A 23,564-nucleotide genomic window follows, 5' to 3' on the forward strand; every position below is an offset into this window, starting at 1 on the left:
GAATTAATCTAGAATCCTATTATAAATATTATAGCGATGCCGGGTGTAAATCGGGATATGGTGTCAGAACGACTCCAGGCGTTGAATCGACGGACGTTCGTTGGAACCGGGGCCGCGGTCGCCAGCACCGCGCTGGCTGGCGTCGGAACCGCACAGCAGCGATGTTCCGACGACGACGAAGGTGATCACGGAGCGGACGACGACCACGGGCGCGGTGGGGGAGACGACGAGGACGACATCACGTACGTCGCCCACCGCGGGTACAAGGGACTCCACCCGGAGAACACGCTCCGTGCGTTCGAAGCGGCCTCGCGGACGGCGGACATGATAGAACTCGACATCATGCCGTGTGCGGACGGCGAAATCGTCGTCTTCCACGACGAGAAACTCGGCGCGCGCGACGGCGGTACCCGCGGCCTCACCGACCAGCACGGGTACGTCTGGGAGAACGACTGCGAGACGGTGTTGAACGCGAACGTCCTCGGCAGCGGGGAAACCGTGCCGCTCCTCTCCGAGGCGTTGGCGGCCATTCCGAACCACGTCGACGTGAACATCGAGTTCAAGAACCCCGGGTCGGCGGCGGCGCAGTCCTCGACGAATCTCTCCGGCGCGGAACTGGAGGCCGGAAAGGAACGCTGGCGGTCGTTCACCGAGGACGCGCTCGACATCGTTGCCGAGCACGGAAACGACGTCCTCGTCTCCTCGTTCTACGAGGCGGCCATCGCCACCGTCCGCGAGGTGAACCCGGACATCCCCGTCGGCTATCTCCTCTGGGATTCCATCGAACGCGGCCTCGACATCGTTCGGGAGTACGACTGCGAGGCGGTCAACCCGCCGTACAACATGGTGAAAGGGTCGCCGTTCTTCGACGACCCCTACTACCTCGACGACCCGGACTTCGCGGACATCGACCTCGTGCAGGTCGCCCACGACGAGGGCCGCGAGGTCAACGTCTACACCCTCGATACGTGGTATCAGGCCGACCAACTGGCGAAAGCGGGCGTGGACGGACTCATCGTGAACTACCCGAACCTGCTCCGCGAGTAGTCGCTTCGGAAAGCGGAAGAACGTCTTTTCGAACGGTCTGCACGGAGCGACACGCTCGAATGGCGTCGAAAAGGGGATCCGTCGTGAGTTTACATCTCGACGGTCGTTCCGCAGTCGGGACATTCGAGGTACATCCCGTCGTCTCCCATCCGGAACGCGAGAACGTCGCTCTCACACTCCGGACAGGGCTGTGCGACGCGGACATCGGTCGAGTCCCGCGGCGCACCGAGCGCGAGCGCGACCACTTCGTCGTCCGATTCGTTGCGCCCCTGCTGGAACTCTCCCGGCGGGAATCGAATCGCTTCCCCAGCGCCGACCTCGACGGTTTCGCTTTCGGCGTCCGGCTCGGGTTTAGTCTCGAACGTCGCGGTCCCCGAGACGATGTAGAATATCTCCTCCTGGTCGAGGTGCGTGTGCAGTCCGCCCGAGAAGGCATCGCCCGGTTCGAGGGCGTAGTGGTTGATGGACATATCGTCCGTCTCCAGCGCGTTCGAGAGTCCGCGGCGGTCGGCGTCACCCATTCCTCCGGATTCCACGTCGTCGATATCGATTCGCTGCATACGTTGCGTTCACTTCTCGCGGGTCATAGGTTTATTGCTCCTCACGTTCGGAGGTGGCCTCGTCTCGCGACCAGCGGACGGATACCGCGACTCCGACCGCTCTTCCCGAGCCACATCTCGTCCGTCGACGGTGCCGGACGGGATTCCAAGACAGCTACCGAGCCCTGAGCGGGAGCACAGTTCCACGGTCTCTGAGGACCCCTCGACGCTTCGTGTGATGGGGAGAACGCCGGTCTCGATGGATATCGGCGGTCTCGAAGGATAGTTGTTGATTATCAGGAGGTGGCTATCGAACCGCAGTACTATCCCGTTTCTCGCCGTACTCCCCACCGATGTACGATACCATCCTCGTCCCGACGGACGGTAGCGACTCGGCCGCGGAAGCGGCGCGAAACGCAGTCGAACTGGCGAAGCGGTTCGACGCGACGATTCACGCGATTTACGTCATCGACATCGGTGCGATGTGGCCCGACGCCTACGAGGGGTCCATCCTGAACGACCTCGAAGAGCGGGGGAAGAAAGCGGTCGCGGCGGTGCGCGAACCGGCGGAGGACGCCGGTATCGATGTCGTCGACGACGTGGTGACGGGCGGGCATCCACACCGCGTGATTCTGGACTACGCCGACGATAACGACATCGACTGCATCGTGATGGGGACCCACGGACGGCGAGGCCTCGACCGCTACCTACTGGGGAGCGTGACCGAGCGCGTCGTCCGAATGTCCGACGTGCCGGTGTTGACCGTCCACGAACCCGAGGAATGACGCCCTTCTCCCCGTGCTCCGCCCGCTGACGCGACGATTCATGTGTTCTCCCCGCCTAGGTCGTTCGTCATGGCGGTTCCGCTCGTCGTCGCCGTTTTCATCGCGCTGGGCATCGGCGTTCTCATCGGCATCGAACGGGAGTGGAGCGACCCCGGCAACCTGTTCGCCGGGAGCAGAACGCTCCCGCTCATCGCCGGATTCGGTGCGCTCGTACAGGCGTTCTTCCCGTCGCTCCTGCCGATAGCGGTCGTCTTCGTCGCCGGGTTGGTCGTCGTCGCCTACGTCGCCAAGGTGATGACGACGGGCGACATCGGGATGACGACGGCCGTTGCGACGATGCTGACCTTCGTCTACGGCGCGATGGCGACCCACTCCGATACGGGACTCCGACTCGCCGTCGTCTTCGGAACGGTAACGATGGCGCTCCTCGCGGAGAAACGGCCCATCCACGAGTTTGTCGCCCGCCTCAACGAAGCCGAGATGCGGGCGAGCCTGAAGTTCCTCGTCGTCGCCCTCGTCGTCTTCCCGCTCCTGCCGCCGGAACGCATCGCCTTTCTGGGCGGTTTGCGCCTCCAGTTCGTCTGGTTGATGGTCGTCTTCGTCTCGGGAATCAGCCTCACGGGATACGTGTTCGCCACGCTCGTCGGCAACGAGGTGGGTTTCGAAGTGACGGGCGTGCTCGGCGGCCTGGTCTCGTCCACGGCGACCGCGGTTTCGATGGCGGGGAACGCGCGGCGCGATCCGTCCCTCGCCGGACTGTGCGGCGTCGCCACGGTCATCGCCTCGTTGACGATGTTCCCGCGGATTCTGTTGGAGGTCCTCGTCGTGAATCCGTCCCTGTTCGTCCCCGTCCTCCCGCCGGTCGTCGGGATGGTCGTCGTCGGCGTGGTGGTTTCCCGGGTGGTCTACAGCGGGGTCAGCGAGGACGTCCCGCTGGAGGCGGACGTGGAGAACCGGTTTCGGCTCTGGCCCGCGCTCCTCTTCGGGCTCTTTTTCGCGGTCGTCCTCGTCGCCACCACGACCGTCAGCGCCGAATTCGGAGCGACGGGCGTGTACTCGGTCGCCATCGTCTCCGGCCTCGTCGACGTGAACGCCATCACGATTTCGCTGAGCAATCTCGCCCGCGGCGGCACCATCTCGACCGCGACCGCGACGAGCGGCATCGTCCTCGCGGCCAGCGTCAACACGGCCGTCAAAATCGGAATCGTCTGGCTGTTCGGAACGCAGCGGTTGGGGCGGTCCGTCGTCGTCTCCCTCGGTGCCGTCACCGCGGTCGGTATCGGTTTCGTCGCGCTGTCGTGAGAGTTCGACGCCGCTACCGCCCACCGCCGTCGAATACAAACTATCCGTCTCGACCGGAAAGCGAGCGCGCCCGTATTCGGCTTTCGTCGGTACCCGAGGTGATGCTTCGAAACGTCGTCGTCGGAACTCGCTTCGGATGGCGGTTTCGTTCCACCTAATTATTATCGTCTCTCATTTCACGCACTGTTTCATCGAGCATCGTCTCAGGTTTCTTTTATATTATTCAAATAAATAAATATAACACGAATCTACTGTCTGTATTATATGTGATGGATGGCAAAAACAGTGGTTGGGAATCGGAAGCAAACGATACGAACGACGGATTCCGTCTCGGTCGTCGTCGTGCGCTTCAATTAAGCGGACTGGGAATCGGAAGTATGGCGATTCCGGGTCTCAGTTCGTCGTCGGTCCGCGCGGCGGAGGAAGGTGGAGAGTGCGCCGAGGGGCCGTTCGAACGGACGTACTCCGGGGGGTCGGTGAACTTCGGGCGAATCGCATCACGACCGAAGCGAACGGCGACGGAAGCGAAACAGGCGGGGGCCGGGGAACCGGCGAGCGAACGGGAGATAGAAGCGTCGCGGGCACACGGTCAACACGGGCGGCATCGACACGAGCAAAAACACGGCTGGTGGGGCGACGACGAGGACGAACTGTCCATTCTCACCGAGTACGACGGCGTGAACGCCGAGCAAACGTCGGGCGGTGTCCCCTCCGACTCGCAAATCGCGGCCGGGTACGGTAAGGTGATTCACGCGGTCAACACGCAGGTCGCCGTCTTCAACAAGCGGTCCGGGCACAAGGAACTGTCAGTCCAACTGAACGACATCTTCGCGCCGGTCATCGACGAACCGGAAGGCGGCTACGTCTACGGCGAACCGTTCGTCTTCGACCCCCGAGCGCGCTACGACCGACGGGAAAACCGATTCGTCGTCGCCGCGGTCCAGTACGAACCCGGCATCACCCAAGACGGCGAAATCGTCACCCGCGAGGAGATGGAGGAGCGGGCGGGCGGCGAACCCGGCGAGGGTGAAGAGGGCGAGGACGGCGCGGAGACGGCCGCCGAAACCCTTGACCGGCCGCCACGGGGCTGGTGGCTCGTCGCCGTCTCCCAGACGCCCAACCCGAACGGGGAGTGGAACGTCTACCGGATTCCGCCGCTCGACAACGAAGGGCTGGTCGACTATCCCACGCTCGGACTGGACCGTGACGCCATCTACCTCGCGCAGAACTTCTTCGGCGAGGACGTGTCGGTGACGATGGTGACGCTCGACAAGGAGGCCATCTACCGCGGACGGGACACCACCGGTTATCACTTCACCGATTTGGACAACCCGAACGTAGAGCGGGAGGATTTCACCCTCCAACCGGCGCTTCAACCGTTCTCGGGGGGACAGCACGGGACGTTCTACCTGCTGGATTCCACCTTCCCGAATCCGACGGCGAGCGCGCTCACGATGTGGGAGTTGACCGACCCGCTCGACGACCCGACGCTGGAATGTCACACCGTTCCCGTCGAGGAGTTCGCCTATCCGCCGACCGCCGAGCAACCGGATTCCGAAAAGCGCATCGACACGCTCGGCACGCGGCAGATGAACCTCGATTACAACGACGGGTCGCTGTGGACGGCCCATACCATCTCCTACGACTGGAACGGCGACGGCGAACCGGTCGCCGCCATCAAGTGGTACGAAGTGGACACGCGGACGCGACAAGTCGTCCAGAGCGGCGTGTACGGCGAACCCGGCACGTCGTACTTCATCCCGACCATCCAGTCGGACGGCGATACGACAATCATCACGCACAACGTGAGCGGTCCCGACACGTACCCGAGCATGGCCGTCGCGGGACGAACCGAGTGGTACGACCGGAACAAATTGGAGGATTCTATCGTCGTCGAGGAGGGTAAATCACGATACGATTACGGCGAAGGCGAAGACGTCATGCGCTGGGGCGACTACAACGGTATCTCGGTGGACCCGCACACCGGAACGTTCTGGACGGTGAGCCAGTACTCGCCGGACATCGACATCGACCCCGCCGCCGAGGAGCGCGACCCGTACCACACGCGCATCGCGGAAGTGACCTTCGGCGACGGGTGGGGTCACGGTCACGGCGGTCACGACGACCACGACGATCGCGGTCGGTGGGACTGATACGACGGGTCCGAAATCCCGAAAACAACAGCGCTCGCGCGTCTCTCTCGATTCGTTCTCTCTTCGACTCAATCGCCCTCGGAGCGTTCACTCCGACCGTCGAGTCGTTCGGTTCCTGCCTCGGGACCTTCGCCGTCGGGTTCCGTTCGCTCGTCGGGAGTCCCGATCAGACCGGCGTAGAGACCGGCCCACACGTTCGCTCGCTTCGTTCCGTTTCGTCCGTACATGGTCTTTCACCGAACCCCTTCGTCTCGCGGACGAAGTGATTCTTTAGGCTAGCCTAAAAACGGCGGTGGTAATAATCGTTTGGGTAGCCGGGACTCACCCGTCCGTCCGCGTCGGGGTGCGCTCGATGCGGTCGCCGAGGCGGTATACGGCGCGGAAGGCGACCAACGCGATGGCGATTTCGAGCAGCCCGGTGACCGCGAACGCCGTCGTGAATCCGAGTCGGTCGGCGAGGCCGCCGCCGACGAGGAACCCGGTCAGGAACCCGAGACTTCCGGCGGCGTTGAACCCGGCCATGGCGACCCCTCTATCGCTATCGCCCGCGATGTCGGTCACGAGCGCCATCGTCGCGGGCGAGACGAACGCGCCGCCGACGCCGACCGCGACCATCGCCGCGGCCGCGAGCGGGACGGTCGGTGCGAGGCCCACGGCGACGATGGTGACGCCGTAGCAGACGGACCCGACGACGATGGGGACGAACCGGCCGATGCGGTCGGAGAGTTTGCCCATCGGGTACTGCAACAGGGCGAACGGGGCGAAAAAGAGCATGAGCATCAGCCCCGTCGCGCCCGCGTCGAGACCGAACTCCGATTGGAAGTAGAGCGTCCCGACGAGCGCGAAAAAGCCCGCGGTGAGCCGGTCGATGAATCCGAACGCGTACGGAATCGACAGTTCGGGGCGCTCGCGGAGCCGTTTCAAGGCGGCCGCGGCGGTCTCCCGCGAGGACGACGGCACGCGGTCGGGTACCGAGCGGGCGAGCACTGCTGTCCCGACCATGAGGACGCTCGCAACGGCGAGCGGCGTCGTCGGGTGAACCTCGGCGAGTTGGCCGCCTATCGGCGCACCCATCGCGGTTCCGAGGCCGATGGCGATTCCGGCCGCGCCCATGTTCCGTCCGTGGCCGCCCCGGAGGTCCATCAACATCGTCATCGAGAGCGAGAACGCCGCGATGGTCGCCGCCCCCTGCACCACGCGGAGTGCCAGAACCCCGCCGAACGGGACGCCCAACGCCGGTGCCAGCGCGAGCGCCGCGTACCCGGCCGCCGCGCCGACCGCACCGAAAACGACGAGCGGAACGCGGGTTCCGAGACGGTCGCTCAGGTGGCCCCAGATTCCGGCACACACCACGAACGCGGCGAACTCGGCGACCAGAAACCACGTCCCGCCGTCGAGTTGTTCGCCCGCCCCGAGGTGGACCACGAGGTCCGGAACGCCGGGATAGAGGAGCACCTGTGCGAGCAGTACCGCCCAAATCACGGCGGCGAGACGGACGCGCTCGCCGCGCACGCTACGGACGCCATCCATCACCTGCGTCATCGTTCCGAATTGGGAGCACGCCCGGAAAACGGTATCTACATCGTCGCACCACGGCGGCCGCGGCGCTCCGTCAGTTCACCACGCGCTTTTCGAGCAGAAGTTCGACGCCGAACCCGACCAACACGCTCGCGCTGGCGTAGCGGAGGAGGTCCCGGACGACGGCGCGTTCGAGTATCACCCGCCGCGCGCGACTGGAGAACGTCGCCAACGCCGCCTGATAACAGAAGCCGAGACAGCCGAACAGGACGCCGAGCGTGAATATCTGGACGGGGGCGTTCCCGCTCGATTCGACGAACTGCGGGAGGAAGGCGAGGAAGAACACGGCGACCTTCGGATTGCTGACGTTGATGACGAACGCCTGCCGGAACGACTCGGCGTGCGATTGCGTTTCCCCGTCCGAGGCGATGTCGAACTCGTCTCGATTCCTGAACGTCGTCACGCCGAGATAGAGGAGGTACGCCGCGCCGACGAGTTTGACGGCGGTGAACGCGAGGGCCGACGCCTTGAGGAGGGCGGACAGACCGAGGACGGCGGCGGTCGTGTGAACGAGACTCCCGGTGGACGTTCCCGCGGCGGCCATCACCCCGGCGGTTCGGCCGTCGCTGATGCTCCGTTTCAACGTGTAGATGCTGTCCGGTCCCGGCGCGACGTTCAGCGCGAGCGCGGCCGGAACGAAGGCTACGAGAACGCCCGTATCGACCATACGAAGGGAATGGGAACGACGGAGATAAACGCTGGGTCGTTGGCAAACCACGGGTTCATCCACGACGACCGAGCGCGGAAGGAAGCCACAAAAGCCACCACGGTGGACGGATTTGGATAACCAAGGGCCATGTCACGAACCGAGTCGGACGACCAGTTGGGTTTCGAGGGCAACGTCGATTACCTCGGGCGCGCTATCCGGGCGCTCGTCCCCCAGTGGGTCGCCCGGCGGAGCGTCGCGGTTTCCGTCTCGGTTCCTGAGGCGCGGTACGCCGTCGGCGACGAGATTCCCATCACCGTGACGTTCGAGAATCGAAGCCCGTTCCCCGTCGTCGTCGAAACCCCGCGCCAGCGCCTCTGGGCGTGGGAAGTGGACGGCGAACTCGAAGCCAGCGACGAAGCCTACTACGTCCGAAACCGTCCGAACGCCTTCTACTTCCGGGCGCGGGAGAAAAAGCGGACCACCGTGACGTGGGACGGGCGATTCGAACGAACGGACGAACCCTCCCGTCGTCCCGCCGACCCCGGCGAGTACACGGTCGCCGCATACCTCGCCACGGGGGACGAACGACCGCGGGACGAGACGACCGTCACGATTCGATAGCTACTGCTGGATTCCGTCGAGCACGTCGTCCCGGTGACGGTGACAGGCGGCGTCGTGCGGTGCGGTTCCGTACTCCGTCGGAACCTCGTACTCGGGAACCTGTCTCGCACAGATGCTCTTCTCGGCGAACGACTCGTTCAGCAGTTCGGTCGCGCCGTCCCAGTCGCCGTCCACGATTCGTCCGGCGGCGTCGTCCACGATTCGCCCCGCGTCGCCGTGCGGTTTCTCGCCGTCGAAGAAGCGATTCTCTATCTCTTCCTTCGTCGTCGGTTCGAACGACCGACGCTGGACCTCCCGAAGGAACGCCCGCGTGTTCTCCCACTCCTCGCGGGAGAGGTCGTACTCCTTCGGCGCGATGAGCTTCGGACACCGGGTTCGGAAGCGACACCCGGACGGCGGGTCGATGGGACTCGGCACGTCGCCTTCGAGGACGCCGCGAGTCCCCTCCAGTCGCGGGTCGGGAACGGGAATCGACTCCAACAGGGCCTGCGTGTAGGGATGCTGCGGGTTCTCGTATAGTTCCTCCTTCTCCGCGAGTTCGACCAACTGTCCGAGGTACATCACCGCCACGCGGTCGGAGATGTGGCGGATGACGGAGAGGTCGTGGGCGATGAACAGGTAGGTCAGACCGAACTCGTCCTGCAGCGACCGCATGGTGTTGAGCACCTGCGCCTGAATGGAGACGTCGAGAGCGGTGACGGGTTCGTCACAGACGATGAAGTCCGGGTTCACGCTCAAGGCGCGCGCCAGATTCACCCGCTGTCGCTGCCCGCCGGAGAAGGCGTGCGGATGCCGGTTGTAGTGTTGCGGGTCGAGACCGACCTTTTCGAGCAGTTCGCGCGCCCTCGCCTCCCGTCCCTCGGAATCGTACATCCCGTGGGCCTTCATCGGTTCCTCGACGATGGGACCGATTTTCATCCGCGGGTCGAGCGAGGACTGCGGGTCCTGAAATATCATCTGGACGTCCTTGCGCTGGGACCGAAGCCCCTCCCCGTCCAACGCGGTCAGGTTCTCGCCCTTGAAATACACCGTCCCGTCGGTCGGTTCGACCAGCCGAAGAATGGCCCGCGCGAGCGTGCTCTTGCCACATCCCGACTCGCCGACGAGGCCGAGCGTTTCGCCCTTTCGAATGGTGAACGACACGTCTTCGACGGCGCGGACCGGCTTTTGCTCCCCGAACACCCCCGACAGGAAGCCGCCGCTGTCGGCGAAATGTTTCGTGAGGCCGTCCACTTCGAGCAGCGGTTCGCCCATCTTCGGTTCCTCGTCGGCCACTTTTTCCGTCGCCATCGAATCACTCACGGTCAGTCACCCTCCTGCGGGTCGGTGACGACATCACCCGTGATACCCGTCTCGGCGCGAATCTCGATGGGGTCGCTGAACTCGTAGCCCACGTCGAAGGCGTCGTGTTTCACGCACGCCGCCTTGTGCGTGTTTTCGCCTTGGTCCGACACCTCCCGACAGTCGGGGTGGACCTCCGTGCAGATTTCGCGGGCGTCGGGACAGCGGGTGTGGAACCGACAGCCCCGCGGCGGGTCGATGGCCTCGGGCATGACGCCCCGAATCGGATTCAATTCCTCGACGGTCTGGTCGGGGCGGGGCATGGAATCCAACAGCGCCTCGGTGTAGGGGTGTTTCGTGTCGTAGAACAGGTCGTCCACGGTCGCCTGCTCGACGATTTCGCCGAGGTACATCACGTTCACGCGGTCACAGAGTTCGGCGACGACGCCCATGTCGTGGGTGACCCAGATGAAACTCGTGTCGTACTTGTCCTGTAGCTCGTCCACGAGCGAGAGGATTTGGCCCTCGACGGTCACGTCGAGCGCCGTCGTCGGTTCGTCCGCGATGATGAGACTCGGCTCGCAGGCCAGCGCCATGGCGATGAGCACGCGCTGGCGCATCCCCCCGGAGAACTGGTGGGGGTAGTTGTCGTACCGTTCTACCGGTTCCGGGATGCCCACCTCGCGGAGCATGTCGATAGCCTCCTCCTTGGCCTCGCTCTTCGAGAGGCCGCGGTTGAGTTTGATGAACTCCCGAAGTTGGTCGCCCACCGTGAACACCGGGTTCAGGCTCTCCATCGGGTCTTGGAAGATGATGGCGATTTCGCGGCCGCGAATCCGTCGGCGCATCTCGTCGTTCGAGAGCATCTCGTCGCGTTGGCGGAGTTCGCCGTCCGGACCTTCTTCGAGGCCGAACAGCACCTCGTCGCGGAACCGAACCTCGCCGCCGACGATTTCGCCGGGCGGGTCGATGAGGCGCAAGATGCTCTGTGCGGCGACGCTCTTTCCGGCCCCGGATTCGCCCACGAGGCCGACGATTTCGCCTTCCTTTACGTCGAAGGAGATGCCGTCCACCGCGCGGACGACGCCCTCCTCGGTGAAAAACTGCGTCTTCAGGTCGTCGATGTGTAACAGTGTATCAGTCATGGTGTCTCCGTCAGTTCTTGATTCGCGGGTCGAGCGCGTCCCGCAGGCCGTCACCGAGCAGGTTGAACCCCATCACGGTGACGAGGATGGCGAGTCCCGGCCAGAGGCTGAACCACGGGTCGGGAAGCATGTAGCCGCGCGATTGACTCAACATCTGCCCCCACGACGGCGTGGGGGGCTGTGCGCCGAACCCGAGGAACGAGAGTCCCGCGACGATGAGGATGCTGATGCCGACCTGCAACGTCGCCTGCACGAGGACGGGTGCGAAACTGTTGGGAATCACGTGCCGGAGGATGATGTTCCGGTCGCGGACGCCCGCCGCTTTCGCCGCCTCGATGTACTCCTCCTCCCGGACGCTGACCACCCGCGACCGAATCAGGCGGGCGAACACCGGAATCGTCGTGATGCCGACGCCGATCATGGCGAACGTCAGGTCGCGGCCGAACGCGGCCATGAACGCGATGACCAGCACGAGGAACGGAATCGCGTACAGCGTCTCGGCAACGCGCATCAGCACGTCGTCTACCCATCCGCCGTGATAGCCCGCGACGGCACCGACGAGCGTCCCGCATATGAGACCGAATCCAGTCGAGACGATGCCGACTTGCATGGCGATTCGGGAGCCGTAGACGAGTCGGACGAGGATGTCTCGACCGCGGTGGTCGGTTCCGAGCGGGTACTCCCACAGTCCGGGGCCGAACGTGTTGCTCGTCCACGCCGGGGGACGCAGAATCTTGGCGTTCGACGGGTCGTTCACCGGGTTGTGCCAGAAGCTACTGATGATGGCGTAATCGAAGAGCTTCGCGTCTATCCACGCGAAGACCGCGACCACGAAGATGAAGCCGATGATGTAGAACCCGAGCCGCGCGGTCGTGTCCTTGCGTATCTGGCTGAGCGTGTATCGCCATCCGACGCGGGCTTCGACTTTCCCCCCGTCGTCAGCCTGTTCGTTCCTGCTCGCGTTGCGAACGTCCGTCGAACTTGCTTCTCCAGTTCCCATCTTAGTCCACCTCGTCGTAGGTCACTCGCGGGTCGATGTACGCGTACGAAAGGTCGGTTATGACGACGCCCAGGATGAACGTCAGACCGAAGAATATCGTCGTCCCCATGACCAGCGGGTAGTCCTGATTGTTGATCGCCGTGATGATGAGCCGCCCCATTCCGTTGATGTTGAACACGGTTTCGGTCAGCACCGCCCCGCCGAGCGCCGACGTGAGTTGCAGGCCGACGACGGTGATGACGGGGAGTTGTGCGTTTCGAAACGCGTGCTTTCGGACGATGGTGCGCTCCGCGACGCCGTAGGCGCGCGCCAGCTTCACGTACTCCTGTTGGAGCACTTCCAGCATGGACGACCGTTCGATTCGCGTGATAGCGGCCATCTGGAGCGTTCCGAGCGAGAGCGTCGGGAGCAACAGGTGGGTGAACGTCTGCCAGAGCACGTCGCCCCGGGAGGACGCCCCCTCGACCGAACTCGGACTCGCCCACGGGAGCACCAGCCCCGTCGCCGGAAGCCAGTTCAGGTAGTACGCGAAGATGATGATGAGCATCAGTCCGATCCAGAACGACGGCGTGCTGACGCCGATGAGGGCGACGACGCGCGATATGTGGTCGGTCGGTTTGTTGCGCCGTTTGGCCGAGACGATGCCCAGCGGAATGGCGGCGACGAGTGCGAACGTGAAACTCGACAGCATGAGCAGGAGCGTCACCGGCAGTCGCTCCATTATCTTCTGCGTCACGGGGACCCCGTAGTAGATGCTCTGGCCGAGGTTCCCCTGCGCGACCGAGACGAGGTAGTTCACGTACCGCACCGGAAGCGGTTGGTTCAGCCCGTACTGTGCGCGTATCTCTTGGACCATCTGTGCGCTCGGCGAGGGTCCGAGCATTATCTGCACCGGGTTGCCCGGAATCGCGTTCGTCAACAGAAACGTTATCGTGACGATGCCGATGAGGACGGGGATGGCCTGCAGCAAGCGTCGAATCGTATAGCGGAAGATTCCCATTGTATTGTCGGTGAGTCGTATCGAAACGGGGGTCGAGCTACTGCGCCCCGATGGACACGTTGGTGTAGCTCGTCGAGAGAACGAAACTCAACAAGGGATGCGCCATGAACCCGTTCACGTCCTGTTTGACCCCGAAGCTGTTTTTCAAGTTGTACGACGGCAGGTGCGCCCGGTCGTTGAGCAACTTGGTGATGGCGTTGCTGTACAGTTTCTTGCGTTCGGCGTGGTTCGCGGTTTTCCGCGCCTGCTGGACCTGTTTGTCCACGCCCGTGTAGTAGGTGCCGTCGGTCGTCCCGTGGGCCGACTTCGTGAAGAAGTAGTACAGGAAGTCGTCGGGGTCCGGACCGCCGGACCAGCCCAGCGTGTACATGTTGTAGTCGCTCGGCTTGCCCGAGACGTACTTTTCGAGGAACGCACCCCAGTCGAGGCGCTGGACGTTGGCGTTGTATCCGGCTTCCTTCAGCCCGTTCGCCACGGTGACGCCGAGTTGCTGGCGCTTGTCGTCCGGCGGAACGATGATATTGGCGTTCCAGTTGTCCGGAACCTTGTCCGAACTGTCCAGCATCTCCTTTGCCTTGTCGATGTTCTTGTTGTGGGGAATCTTCTTCCACTTCTCCAGCGGGAAGCCCCACTGCTTCGAGAGCTGTTCCGGCAGCGGGCTGTACTGGCGGACGCCGGTCGGTTCGACGAAGTTCGACACGGCCTGGTCCATGTTGAAGCAGTAGTCGATGGCCTCCCGAACCTTGGGGTCCGTCGTCGGACCCTTCTTGCAGTTGAAGGCCAGATAGAAGTAGCCCATCCCGAGTTTGGATGCGATGGACGCGTCGTTCATGTTCTCGACCTGCTTCCAGAGCTTCGGCGGAATCTCCTCGATAACGTCGTTTTCCCCGGTCTGCAGGCTCGTGAGTCGGGTCGTGGGTTCCTCGACCGGCACGAACTTGACCTCGGAGAGGTTCGGTTCCGGCTTGCCCCAGTAGTTATCCCAGCGCTTGATTCTGGCGAAGTTGCCCTCCTGCCAGCCGTCGAATTTGAACGGACCGGAGCCGACGGGATTCTTCTTGTTGAACTTCTTTTTGTCCTTCTCCCGGACCTTCTTCGGGACGATGGAAGCGGTCAGGATGTTCATGAACGGCCCGTACGGATATTTCAGATCGAACTTGACCTTTCGATCTCCCATCGGCGTGACGGTGTCTATCATCGTGTACGTGGCCGCGTTCTCCGTCTCCTCCTTGACGGGTGCTTCGAAGGAGTACTTCACGTCCTCGGGCGTCATGGAGTCCCCGTTCTGGAACTTCACCCCCTTTTGCATCTCGACGATGTACGTCTTTCCGTTGTTCTTCACCGTCGGTTCCCCGGTTGCGATGTGGGGGACGATTTCGATGCCCGAGTTGTACGTATACAGCCCCTCGAACACGCGGTCCGATACCTGTTGGGATGGGACGTCGTTGAGGACGATGGGGTCGAATTCGAGCGGACTTTTGACCTGCGCGAGGTTCAGCTTTCCGCCACCGCCTCCGCCCTGTTGACTGCCTGTACAGCCAGCGAGCGCCGCGGCACCGGTTGCACCGAGGCCCTGTAGAAGCCGTCGTCGCTTTATCGAGTCTGGTATGGTGCTTTTTTTCGTCATGTGTTCTGTGATTCGTTGATGGGTTCGCCGCTCGTCCGCAGTCCGCGGATATGAGCAACTGTCGAATCTTTTTTACTGAGCCAATCATTGTTATTGGGTGCCTGAAACGTGTGGTCGAAATCGGTAAGCACGGCCTACGACGTTCGTTCCGATACTAGTATTCGATAGAATATGTCGCCGATGTGGAACTGAATCCCGGAAAAGAATCACTCGTATCGTCGTAATTATTCTCCATTCTTGTTGCTATTATGATTAAATTTCGGGGCATGTGTCGAAGCGAGGAAAATTTCGCCCAACGCAACCGACGACTCGACACCCGGGCGTCCGCTCACTTCGTTCGAGTGAACTCGGACCGGAGCGCCCACGTATCGCCGGAAACGAAGGGGGAGCCGGGACGACCGGCACCTCGCCAGAGCGCATCGATGGGGTCACTCAACGCCTCCCGCACGTCCACGTCGTAGTTTTCGAACGTGACCGGAAACGGAGCGAGTATTCCTTCATTAATAATGTTATTCTTCTCGGTCACTCCCTCGACGGCCGTCGCGTCACCCACCTCCTTCCCGCTCGCATCGAGGCGAAGCCCGTCCGTGCCGAACACGCTGAGTGCGACGTGAACCGGAGCCATACGCTGGTGGTAGGCGAGAACGCGCAGATACCGACGGACGCACCGCGTCAGTTCGAGTTCGAGGGTTCGACCGTCGAGTCGCGGTGCGTCGGATTCCGACGACTCGAACGGAATCGCCGAGACGGACTCGACGACGCCGTTCGAAAAGAGGTGCGCGTAGCCCGCGGGGGCGTCGCGTTCGTCGGTCTCGACGACGGCCCCGAACCCGTCGCCGGTCCACGACCCGCGCGCGCCGTCCCGCCCGAGGACGGGGAGCTGTTCCGGCCGCGACGGGTCGGCCTCCGGCAGGACGCTGTGGCCCCCGAGGTCGATGGCGTAACCGTCGTCGTAGACGCCGGTGGGGACGACGTGGACGACGATGCCCCGCGGCGACTCGAAGTCGAAGTACCCCCTGCCGTCGATGACGGTTTCGAGTCGTCGCTGATGGAGCGCCGTCGCTTGCTCGTTCGACCCACCGGCGTACTTCGCCGCCATAACCGCGTCTCGATAGCTCATTCGCTACCGTTGCAAATCCGCGAAGACGGTTAAGTGGACTGATAGACCAGTTCGGGATGTCGTCCATCCGAACGGTATTTGTTTTCTCACTGATTGTACCGAAACGTGAGCGACTTCAGCCCTCCTTCGAATTCCCCCGTTTCCTCGACCCCCTCCCGTCTCCCCTCGCCTTCCTCCCGTCGGCGCTTCCTCGGTGCCGTCTCGGCCGCCGTCGCGGGCACGCTCGGTGGTTGTAGCGCCGTCTATCCCGCCGCCACGCCGACGGTTTCGAGCGACGACTGGCCGCTCGTCGGGTACGACCCGGCGGGAAGCGGCTACAAACCGGACGGACTCTCGCTCCGGTCGAAGCCCGACGTTCGCTGGAAACGAACGCCGCGGACCGTGTTCGGAACGCCGTCGTCGCCGCTCGTCTACGACGGGACGGTCTACACCGCCACCGGTGACCTCCTCGCCGTGGACGTGGCCGACGGCACGACGCGGACGCTGCTCTCGGAGTTCCACGGGCAGTTTCCCGCCATCGCGGCCGACACCGCCTACCGCAACGAGACGGTGATTTCGACCGACGGACGGCGCGTCTCCGCGGTCAACCCGTCGCCGGACCTCCGCGGCGAGCTTCGATATCGGTGGCGGATGCCCGCGCCGGAGTCGTCCTTCGCGTCGTCGTTCTTCCCATCGAACGACGGGTCGCCGCCGGTGGTCGCGGACGGACTGGTGTTCGTCCCGGCCCACCTCGACGAGCGCTCCCTGCTCGCGCTGGACGCGAGCAGCGGGGCCGAACGGTGGCGCTACCGGACCGATGGAATGGCCTCGCGGGCGTCCGTCCACGACGGCACCGTCTACGTCGCGACGTGGCTCAACGAGTTCGCCGCGCTCGACGCCGAGACGGGTGCGGTCCGGTGGCGACGACAGCCCTTCAAGCAGGTCCTCACATGGGGCTACGTGACCGCCGCGGACCACGGCGTGTACGGCGTCCGCGACGACTACGCCATCGCCTTCGAAGCCGAGAGCGGTGACCGCCGCTGGTTCCGCCACCTCGACGGCGACAGCGAGTACGCCGAGATACAGGGGTCGCTGACCGTCACCGACGACGCGGTGTTCGTGCAAGTCGAGCGGGAGAAGGGAATGGTTCTCCTCGCGCTTGACCCCCAATCCGGGCGGACCCGATGGTCCGCCCGCGTCGGCGGCCACGAAACGACGCCCGTCGTCGCCGGAGAGACGGTCTACGCCCCGGACCAATCGGGGCTGGTCGCGCTCGATGCGAAGACCGGTCGGCGGCTCTGGACGTTCCCGACGAAAGGCGACCCGTCCTCTCCGGCGGTCGGCGGCGGCGCGCTGCTGTTCACCGACGGGTTCGCGCTCTACGCCTTGGAGGCATCCCGATGAGCGAAAACGACCGGATTTCGGGGGCGGGAGTCAACCGCATCGGCTCGCCGTCCGACGAGGACATCAGCGCCTTCGGACTGCTCGAAGGGAGCGTCAGGGACCTCCGAACGCGGCCGTCGCTCGCCCTGCCGTTCCTGTTGATGGGCATCGTTCTCGCCGCCCTCAACCTCGTTCGACTCCGCGACCCGGTTCCGGTACAGCTCGAAACCATCGGTCGCTACGGCGTCGCCCATCTCACCGTCCTTTCCCATCCCGGTTCCGTGCAGCTCGTTACCCGACCCGTCGGCGCGGTGTTCGGCCTTCGTCTCCTCCCCGTCGCCGGAATCGCCGCGGTATGGCTCGCCTCGTTGACGGCGACCGCGGCCGCGGTCACCGCCGTCGTCGCCCTCGTCGATGGCGATTCCGTCTCGCCGCGTGACGTCGCGTCGGTAACCGCCTATCTCGCCGGTCTGCTGGCCGTCCTCTCGTTGGTGGCCGCGACGGGCGCGGCGTTCGGGTTCGTCGGGAAGCTCGCCGCTTTCCTCGCTTTCGTGTTCGTTTCCGTGCGGCTGTTTCCCGCGCCGGTTCTGGTGGCCCGGGGTGCGTCGATACGGAACGCGGTTCGGCGGAGTTCCGCCGCGGTGTCCGGCCACGGTGTGTCGGTCCTCGGATTTTCCGTGCTCGTCGGGACGTTCCAGTTCTGGCTCGGAAGCCTTCCGCTGCTCGACGCGCCCAGCACGTCCCTATCGCTCCGAGTGGCGCTCGGGACGTTCCTCGCGGTCGCTGTTTTCGCACCGTTGGCGACGCTCGGAGCGGTTCGGGTGGCGGCGCTCGCGTCCGACGAGTGAGTCACTCGCCGAACTCGTCGATTCGACCGTGGACGTACGCACACCACTCGTCGAGCGTTCGGTGCATGAGCGCTTTCGCCTCCGACAGGGGCGTCGGTTCGTGGCGATAGACGTGCCCTCCGCCGTCGAGGAGGTGGCGGCGTCTGCTCGCCAACCCCTTCTCGCGCAGGGTCGCAAGCGACCGCGAGACGTTGCTTCGGTCGCGGCCGGTCGTCCGCGCCAACTCCTCGGTCGTGCTGTTCGGACGCTCTAAGAGCGCCAGATAGGTTCGACTCTCGTGCGGTTGGATTGAGAACACGCAGGTCAACACGTCTTCGAACCCCGGCTCATCCGCGAGCATCAGGCTTCGGAATCGTTGTGGGTCGGGGTCGTTCATGAGTGAGCAGACCACACGAACGACGATAAACGTCCCAGTTACCTTCAACTCACCCCGGTCGTGCATTCCCGACGCACGTGCGTCCCGACCGCACGCACGCCAAATCGACTTATCCAGATTCGCGGTAGTTACGGGTGATGGCAACCGAAACAGCGACCGAACGAACGGCGGAAACGGCAGCGAATACGGACGGCGCGTGGCAAGCGGGCGTCGGTTCGGGACTCGTCGCGGGGGCGGTGATGGGCGTCATGCTGACGGTGCAGATGCGGCCGGTCATCGAACACGCCATTCCCGCCCTTTGGGGACTCGACGGTGGATTTGCCGGATGGGTGATTCACATGGTAAACGCGGCTATCTTCGGCGTCGTGTTCGCCGCGATCGCGACGACGCCGCGCTTTCGAACGCTGACGGATTCGGTCGGAACGTCCGCGCTGGTCGGCGTCGGGTACGGCGTCCTGCTCTGGGTCGTCGCGGCCGTCCTCGTTATGCCCGTCTGGTTGCAGGCGGTCGGCTTCCCGATGGCACCTCCCGTCCCGAACGTCAACCCGACCAGTCTGATGGGTCACGCCGTCTTCGGACTGGTGTTGGGGGCGCTGTATCCCGTCGTCCGAAATCGGTAATCGGGGACCGTCGCCGAACGCCGCGACGGCTCTCTGCTCACCCGTACGTCCGTTCGAGGTGGGTTCGGAGGTCGTCGACCGTCGAGGGGTCGTAGGTCCAGAAGCCGAAAAATTGCCCCTCGTCGCGCTCCTCGGCAACCAGCGCGCATTTTTGCCGGTCGTCGCCGCCGCCGTCGTAGACGATGAACCACACCGAACCGATTTCGCCCGTCTTTCTGGCACGATAGGTCGTGTTTCGAATACGCGGCGGTTGCCAGTTCGCCCGCCCGTAGATGTGGACGTCGAGGGTCGTCTCGCGCGCGAGGCGACGGTACACGTCCGTCTGTGCGCGAAACGCGGACAACGACTGGAAGCCGACGTGGAGCGTTCCCTCGCCGACGCGCCACGCGCGGTCCTCGAACTCGCGGCTCGTCGCCAGCATCTGGCGACGGTCGAACGACGAGAACAGGGTTCGGTCGAGCAGCGCCAGCAGGTCGCGGAACGCGGACGGGTCGAACTCGTCGCTCCACGGGACGCGGACGGGCGGCGTGAGAAACTCTCGAAGCGACGTCAGTCCGATTGCACCCTTGAATCCGTCGCGGTCGCGGATGACGAGGAACTCGTCCGGGCCGACGCCCCGAAGTCGATTGTACCGCACCGTGACGTTTTTCGTCTCGAACTCGTCGGCGATGTCGGTGGACGGGTCCTCGCTGTAGACGACGAGCGTCTTTCGATTGCGTTCCACGTCGGCGATGGTTTCCCGAAGATCCATTTGAACGTCTCCCGTGACGGTCAGTTCGGATACTCGTTCCGTCGCGCCCAGCGAAGCAGTCTGGCGACCGGATAGGCTAGCTCGGGGAGTACGAGTCCGTCTCCGCTCGAATCGTACCCGGCGAGTCCCGCCTTCCGTAGCATGTGGACGTGCTCGTGGCGTAGTTCCGTAATCAATCGGTTTCGGTCGTCCGGCGTCGCCATTCGGTACTCGCTCGCGTAGAGCCACCCGGTGAGAACGTCGGCCAGTTCGTCCATCGAAACCCGGTCCCACTCCATCAGCGCGTAGACGGCGTACCGACGGCGACGGCTCGCTAACGCTCGGTACACGTCGTCGTCGAGCGACGGGTCGAGGAGAATGTCGTACAGCGTGTCCTCCGTGTCTCTCGCCATCCCGATTCCTCCATGCTCACACCCACGCCGCGAACGTCAGTAAGCGTTCCGTCCGGCCCGCTATCGCATTCGGGTATCGAGCAGACGACTCGCCGTAAAGAGCATGACGCTCCCGACGAAGGCGACGGTCGAGACGGCCAGCACGCTCAGTCCGGTTCCGGACGCGTCGAACGGTCCCTGCGCTCCGGCGGTCGTGTACTGTTGAATCGTCTCCACTCCGGCGTACCCGAGGAGGAAGAACGCCACCGTTATCGTGAGGAGCAGCGCGCCGCCGATGAGGCCGTAGAACGACGCCATCTCCTCGACGCTCAGGAGTTGACGCATCCGGCGCGTGCTGAGGTCCGACTCGTTGGTGAGGATGGTCGCCGCGACGGCGACGTGTCCCGCCGCCGCGCCCGCTTCGAGGAGGAGGACGAGCACGCCGGGCATCAGGATGATGGGCGAGGACGTGAGCGGCGTCCCGCCCGGAAATAGCGCCGCGACCGATTCCGAATAGCCGAGCGTTATCGGTCCGACGAGCGAGAGCGCGAGGAGCACGACGCTCTGCCACGCCAGTTTCGTCGAGATACGTTGGTCGAAGAGGCTGTTCCGTCGGACGCGCAGTCGCTCGTAGGGCGAGCCGTGGAGGATTGCGTCCGCGATTCTGTCGTCGAAGTAGTCGGTCTGTTCCGTCACGGTATCACGACCGCCAAGCGGCCGTTTTCACTCGATATTCACCTCGCAGGTTTACCTGTATCGGTCCGCCGAACGGCCATTTTTCGGACGATTCGCGGAATTGGGACAACGAAATCACCGGGTCAACTCGGTGACGGCGGGACGTCGGTTCCGCGGCGGCGCCCACCCCTCGCGTGACGTCGGACCCCCACGTTCATTGTCACCGGCGGACAGGGTGGAAACGAATGACGGAGTACGACACCATCGTGGTCGGCGTCGGCGGCATGGGGAGCGCGACGGCGGCCCACCTCGCCGAGCGCGGGCAGGACGTATTGGGTCTCGAACGCTACGACGTACCGCACTCGATGGGGTCGTCCCACGGCCTGACGCGAATCATCCGAAAGGCGTACTACGAACACCCGGATTACGTCCCGCTGCTCGAACGCGCCTACGAGCTGTGGGACGAGTTGGACGCGACCCACTCGACGCAACTGCTCCACAAAACCGAGTGCGTCGTCGCCGGACCCGAGGGAAGCGAGAAGGTCGCCGGTGCGCGCAAATCGGCCGAGGAGCACGGCTTGGAACACGAACTGCTCTCGGGTGCGGAACTCGGCGAGCGCTATCCGGGCTACGATCTGCCCGACGAGTTCGTCGCGGTCGTCGAACCGGACGGCGGGTTCCTCCACGTCGAGCAGTGCGTCGTCGCCCACGTGAACGCGGCCCACCGACACGGCGCGGAGATTCACGCGCGGGAGGGCGTCCTCGACTGGGAGGCGACCGCCGACGGCGGCGTCCGCGTCGAGACGGCAGAAAACAGCTACACCGCCGACGCGATGGTCGTTACGGCGGGCGCGTGGGCCGCGAATCTGCTCCCCATGCTGGAGACGGAGGCGGTGCCGGAGCGACAGGTCTTGGGGTGGTTCCAGCCCGAACATCCCGAGCGGTTCCAGCCCGATTCGTTCCCCGTCTTCGTCGTGGAGTGCGAGGAAGGCTACTTCTACGGCTTTCCCGAGTACGGCGTGCCGGGGTACAAGGTCGGCAAGTACAACCACTTCCACGAGGAGGTGGACCCGGACGACGTGGCCGAACCGACCCCCGGCGACGAACGCGTCCTCCGGGATTTCACGGAGCGCTACTTTCCCGACGCGGCGGGACCGACGATGCGCTTGGAGACCTGCATGTTCACCAACTCGCCGGACGAGCACTTCATCATCGACACGCTTCCGGACCACCCGCAGGTCGTCGTCGGGGCCGGGTTTTCGGGCCACGGCTTCAAACTGTCGAGCGTCGTCGGCGAGATTTTAGCGGACCTCGCCATCGACGACGAGAGTCGCCACGATATCGAGTTGTTCTCGCTCGACCGGTTTTGAGAACGGCTGGCTGGTCGATGAAACGACCCACTCCACTGCCCTATTCGAATCCCGTACTCGAATTCCTTACTCGAACCGTTCCACGCTGAACGTCTCGATATCGGCGGACTCTCCTCGCATTTCGTCCGCGACCAGTTTGCCGCTGTACGGCCCGAGTTGCAGGCCCGTCGCGCCGTGGCCGGTCGCCAGATGAACGCCTTCGACGGTCGGAACCGCGCCCAACACGGGGAGTTGGTCGGCGGAGCGCGGACGAAGCCCGACGCGAACCTCGTCGATTTCCGCGTCGGCGAGGCCGGGCGCGACGCGGAGCGCCTCGCCCAGCACTTCGTGGACGCCCGCGGCCGTCGTGTGCGGTGCGAACCCCGAACCGACTTCGCGGGTCGCGCCGACCGCCACGCGGTTGTCCGGCCACGGGACCATGTAGTGGCCGTGGAACGGGCTGAGGATGGGCCACGACGACGTGTCCGTCTCGCCCAAATCGAGGTGGATGATCTGACCGCGCTGGGGTTCGACGGGAATCGACACGCCGAGCGACTCCGCGAAGCGGGGCGACCACGCGCCACCGGCGACGGCGACTGCATCCGATTCGTACCGCCCGCCGTCCGCGGTTTCGACGGCCGTGACCGCGCCGTTCTCGTGGTCGATTCGGGTCACGTCCCCGTCGAGGACGGTGAGCCCGTGGCTTTCTCCCGCCCGGAGCAACGCGCCGGTGAACGTCCGGGCGTCCACCCGCGCGGCCCCGTCGTAGGCGCGACACCGGCGGGTTTCGGCGAGCGCGGGGTACCGCGATTGCGCCTCCGACGACGAGATTTCTTCCGTCGTTCCGGGCGCTGGCTGATCGTACTTCTCCTGTCGCTCCCGAATCCGTTCGGATGCCGCGTCGTACTCCGGTACTTCGTCCTCGCCCACCGCGACCGAGAGCAGAGAACAGTCGGAGTAGCCCGTCTTCCCGTCCTGTTCGTTTTCGAGGTGCTCGACCAGTTCGGGGTAGTACGCCGCCGCGTCGAGCGCGAACTCGAACCACCGGTCCGAGGCCGTTCGACTGCTGGTCGCGGGCGAGATGATTCCGGCACCGGCGTCGGTCGCTCGTCCGGTATCGTGGCGGTCGACGAGGAGCGTGTCCACGTCTTCCCGTGCGAGGTGGTACGCGACGGAGGCGCCGACGATTCCGCCTCCGACGACGATTGCATCGTGCATGACCGGCCATTGAGCGTCCACCACCTCGTTCCTATGGGTACCGACAATCCGGAACGCTGGTGCGTCGGTCGAACGACCCGAAACCGGCCGCTACCGCGTCGGTAGTCCAGTACTCTTCAGTAGAGAATGGTATGATTTAGTGAGAAG

The 23,564-nt window shown here is 64.3% G+C and carries 24 protein-coding genes; 9 read left to right on the top strand and 15 right to left on the bottom strand.

Annotated elements, in window-relative coordinates:
- Positions 1 to 57 precede the first annotated feature (57 nt).
- Positions 58 to 1,047, top strand: a complete 990-nt coding sequence (locus OPC11_RS17880; protein ID WP_264782826.1) for a glycerophosphodiester phosphodiesterase — start codon at positions 58 to 60, stop codon at positions 1,045 to 1,047.
- 89 nt (positions 1,048 to 1,136) lie between these two features.
- Here the strand turns inward: OPC11_RS17880 and OPC11_RS17885 are convergent, their stop codons facing one another.
- Positions 1,137 to 1,607 (bottom strand): cupin domain-containing protein, encoded by a 471-nt coding sequence (locus tag OPC11_RS17885; protein ID WP_264782827.1) that lies wholly within the window; start codon positions 1,605 to 1,607, stop codon positions 1,137 to 1,139.
- A gap of 332 nt (positions 1,608 to 1,939) precedes the next feature.
- Here OPC11_RS17885 and OPC11_RS17890 point away from each other — a divergent pair, with 332 nt between their 5' ends.
- The 3 genes from OPC11_RS17890 to OPC11_RS17900 all read left to right on the top strand — a co-directional run bounded on the left by OPC11_RS17890 (position 1,940) and on the right by OPC11_RS17900 (position 5,826).
- Complete coding sequence (locus tag OPC11_RS17890) at positions 1,940 to 2,371, top strand: universal stress protein (protein WP_069453076.1); 432 nt, start codon at positions 1,940 to 1,942, stop codon at positions 2,369 to 2,371.
- Between the two features lie 69 nt (positions 2,372 to 2,440).
- A complete protein-coding gene (locus OPC11_RS17895) occupies positions 2,441 to 3,673 on the top strand; it encodes an MgtC/SapB family protein (RefSeq protein WP_264782828.1) in 1,233 nt (410 codons plus the stop codon).
- Positions 3,674 to 4,050: 377 nt separating this feature from the next.
- The gene (locus tag OPC11_RS17900; protein WP_264782829.1) at positions 4,051 to 5,826 is read left to right on the top strand and encodes a hypothetical protein; all 1,776 of its coding nucleotides are present in this window, start codon (positions 4,051 to 4,053) and stop codon (positions 5,824 to 5,826) included.
- Positions 5,827 to 5,894: 68 nt separating this feature from the next.
- On the opposite strand, the gene OPC11_RS17905 is transcribed toward OPC11_RS17900, so the two are convergent.
- From OPC11_RS17905 to OPC11_RS17915, 3 genes are all read right to left on the bottom strand, one after another.
- Entirely contained in the window at positions 5,895 to 6,053 is a 159-nt protein-coding gene (locus OPC11_RS17905) for a hypothetical protein (RefSeq protein ID WP_264782830.1), read from the bottom strand.
- Positions 6,054 to 6,147: 94 nt separating this feature from the next.
- Complete coding sequence (locus tag OPC11_RS17910) at positions 6,148 to 7,368, bottom strand: MFS transporter (protein ID WP_264782831.1); 1,221 nt, start codon at positions 7,366 to 7,368, stop codon at positions 6,148 to 6,150.
- A gap of 70 nt (positions 7,369 to 7,438) precedes the next feature.
- Positions 7,439 to 8,071, bottom strand: a complete 633-nt coding sequence (locus OPC11_RS17915; protein WP_264782832.1) for a LysE family translocator — start codon at positions 8,069 to 8,071, stop codon at positions 7,439 to 7,441.
- A 129-nt stretch (positions 8,072 to 8,200) separates the two neighbouring features.
- Here OPC11_RS17915 and OPC11_RS17920 point away from each other — a divergent pair, with 129 nt between their 5' ends.
- Positions 8,201 to 8,674, top strand: a complete 474-nt coding sequence (locus OPC11_RS17920; protein WP_007981852.1) for a hypothetical protein — start codon at positions 8,201 to 8,203, stop codon at positions 8,672 to 8,674.
- Here the strand turns inward: OPC11_RS17920 and OPC11_RS17925 are convergent, their stop codons facing one another.
- The 6 genes from OPC11_RS17925 to OPC11_RS17950 form a co-directional block, all read right to left on the bottom strand.
- The gene (locus OPC11_RS17925; RefSeq protein ID WP_303649049.1) at positions 8,675 to 9,976 is read right to left on the bottom strand and encodes an oligopeptide/dipeptide ABC transporter ATP-binding protein; all 1,302 of its coding nucleotides are present in this window, start codon (positions 9,974 to 9,976) and stop codon (positions 8,675 to 8,677) included. It abuts the gene before it with no gap.
- Positions 9,977 to 9,978: 2 nt separating this feature from the next.
- Entirely contained in the window at positions 9,979 to 11,100 is a 1,122-nt protein-coding gene (locus OPC11_RS17930) for an ABC transporter ATP-binding protein (RefSeq protein WP_007981848.1), read from the bottom strand.
- A 10-nt stretch (positions 11,101 to 11,110) separates the two neighbouring features.
- On the bottom strand, positions 11,111 to 12,100 hold the full coding sequence (locus tag OPC11_RS17935; protein ID WP_264782833.1) for an ABC transporter permease: 990 nt from the start codon (positions 12,098 to 12,100) through the stop codon (positions 11,111 to 11,113).
- Position 12,101: 1 nt separating this feature from the next.
- Positions 12,102 to 13,100 (bottom strand): ABC transporter permease, encoded by a 999-nt coding sequence (locus OPC11_RS17940; RefSeq protein ID WP_007981845.1) that lies wholly within the window; start codon positions 13,098 to 13,100, stop codon positions 12,102 to 12,104.
- Between the two features lie 37 nt (positions 13,101 to 13,137).
- On the bottom strand, positions 13,138 to 14,727 hold the full coding sequence (locus OPC11_RS17945; RefSeq protein ID WP_264782834.1) for an ABC transporter substrate-binding protein: 1,590 nt from the start codon (positions 14,725 to 14,727) through the stop codon (positions 13,138 to 13,140).
- 328 nt (positions 14,728 to 15,055) lie between these two features.
- Entirely contained in the window at positions 15,056 to 15,847 is a 792-nt protein-coding gene (locus tag OPC11_RS17950) for a hypothetical protein (protein ID WP_264782835.1), read from the bottom strand.
- Positions 15,848 to 15,952: 105 nt separating this feature from the next.
- Here OPC11_RS17950 and OPC11_RS17955 point away from each other — a divergent pair, with 105 nt between their 5' ends.
- Together OPC11_RS17955 and OPC11_RS17960 are read left to right on the top strand one after the other, a co-directional pair.
- Positions 15,953 to 17,230 (top strand): PQQ-binding-like beta-propeller repeat protein, encoded by a 1,278-nt coding sequence (locus OPC11_RS17955; RefSeq protein WP_264782836.1) that lies wholly within the window; start codon positions 15,953 to 15,955, stop codon positions 17,228 to 17,230.
- A complete protein-coding gene (locus tag OPC11_RS17960; RefSeq protein ID WP_264782837.1) occupies positions 17,227 to 18,057 on the top strand; it encodes a hypothetical protein in 831 nt (276 codons plus the stop codon). The genes OPC11_RS17955 and OPC11_RS17960 overlap by 4 nt, the downstream gene beginning before the upstream one ends.
- 1 nt (position 18,058) lies before the next feature.
- Here the strand turns inward: OPC11_RS17960 and OPC11_RS17965 are convergent, their stop codons facing one another.
- Positions 18,059 to 18,433, bottom strand: a complete 375-nt coding sequence (locus tag OPC11_RS17965; RefSeq protein WP_007981838.1) for a helix-turn-helix domain-containing protein — start codon at positions 18,431 to 18,433, stop codon at positions 18,059 to 18,061.
- Between the two features lie 137 nt (positions 18,434 to 18,570).
- Here OPC11_RS17965 and OPC11_RS17970 point away from each other — a divergent pair, with 137 nt between their 5' ends.
- Positions 18,571 to 19,053, top strand: coding sequence for a hypothetical protein (locus tag OPC11_RS17970; protein WP_026177883.1), 483 nt, complete (start codon positions 18,571 to 18,573; stop codon positions 19,051 to 19,053).
- Positions 19,054 to 19,090: 37 nt separating this feature from the next.
- Here OPC11_RS17970 and OPC11_RS17975 read toward each other — a convergent pair whose 3' ends face one another.
- Genes OPC11_RS17975 through OPC11_RS17985 form a run of 3 tightly spaced genes read right to left on the bottom strand, consistent with a single transcriptional unit; the run spans position 19,091 to position 20,871 of the window.
- Positions 19,091 to 19,804: a DICT sensory domain-containing protein gene (locus tag OPC11_RS17975; protein WP_264782838.1), complete on the bottom strand. Its 714-nt coding sequence runs from the start codon at positions 19,802 to 19,804 to the stop codon at positions 19,091 to 19,093.
- Positions 19,805 to 19,824: 20 nt separating this feature from the next.
- A complete protein-coding gene (locus OPC11_RS17980) occupies positions 19,825 to 20,196 on the bottom strand; it encodes a hypothetical protein (protein ID WP_007981833.1) in 372 nt (123 codons plus the stop codon).
- Between the two features lie 60 nt (positions 20,197 to 20,256).
- Positions 20,257 to 20,871, bottom strand: coding sequence for a hypothetical protein (locus OPC11_RS17985; protein WP_264782839.1), 615 nt, complete (start codon positions 20,869 to 20,871; stop codon positions 20,257 to 20,259).
- Between the two features lie 224 nt (positions 20,872 to 21,095).
- Here OPC11_RS17985 and solA point away from each other — a divergent pair, with 224 nt between their 5' ends.
- Positions 21,096 to 22,220 (top strand): N-methyl-L-tryptophan oxidase, encoded by a 1,125-nt coding sequence (solA, locus tag OPC11_RS17990; RefSeq protein ID WP_264782840.1) that lies wholly within the window; start codon positions 21,096 to 21,098, stop codon positions 22,218 to 22,220.
- A 66-nt stretch (positions 22,221 to 22,286) separates the two neighbouring features.
- On the opposite strand, the gene OPC11_RS17995 is transcribed toward solA, so the two are convergent.
- Positions 22,287 to 23,417 (bottom strand): FAD-dependent oxidoreductase, encoded by a 1,131-nt coding sequence (locus tag OPC11_RS17995; RefSeq protein ID WP_264782841.1) that lies wholly within the window; start codon positions 23,415 to 23,417, stop codon positions 22,287 to 22,289.
- Positions 23,418 to 23,564 lie beyond the last annotated feature (147 nt).

Origin of the sequence: Haladaptatus sp. T7, assembly GCF_026008575.1 — an archaeon.
Lineage (GTDB): Archaea > Halobacteriota > Halobacteria > Halobacteriales > Haladaptataceae > Haladaptatus > Haladaptatus paucihalophilus.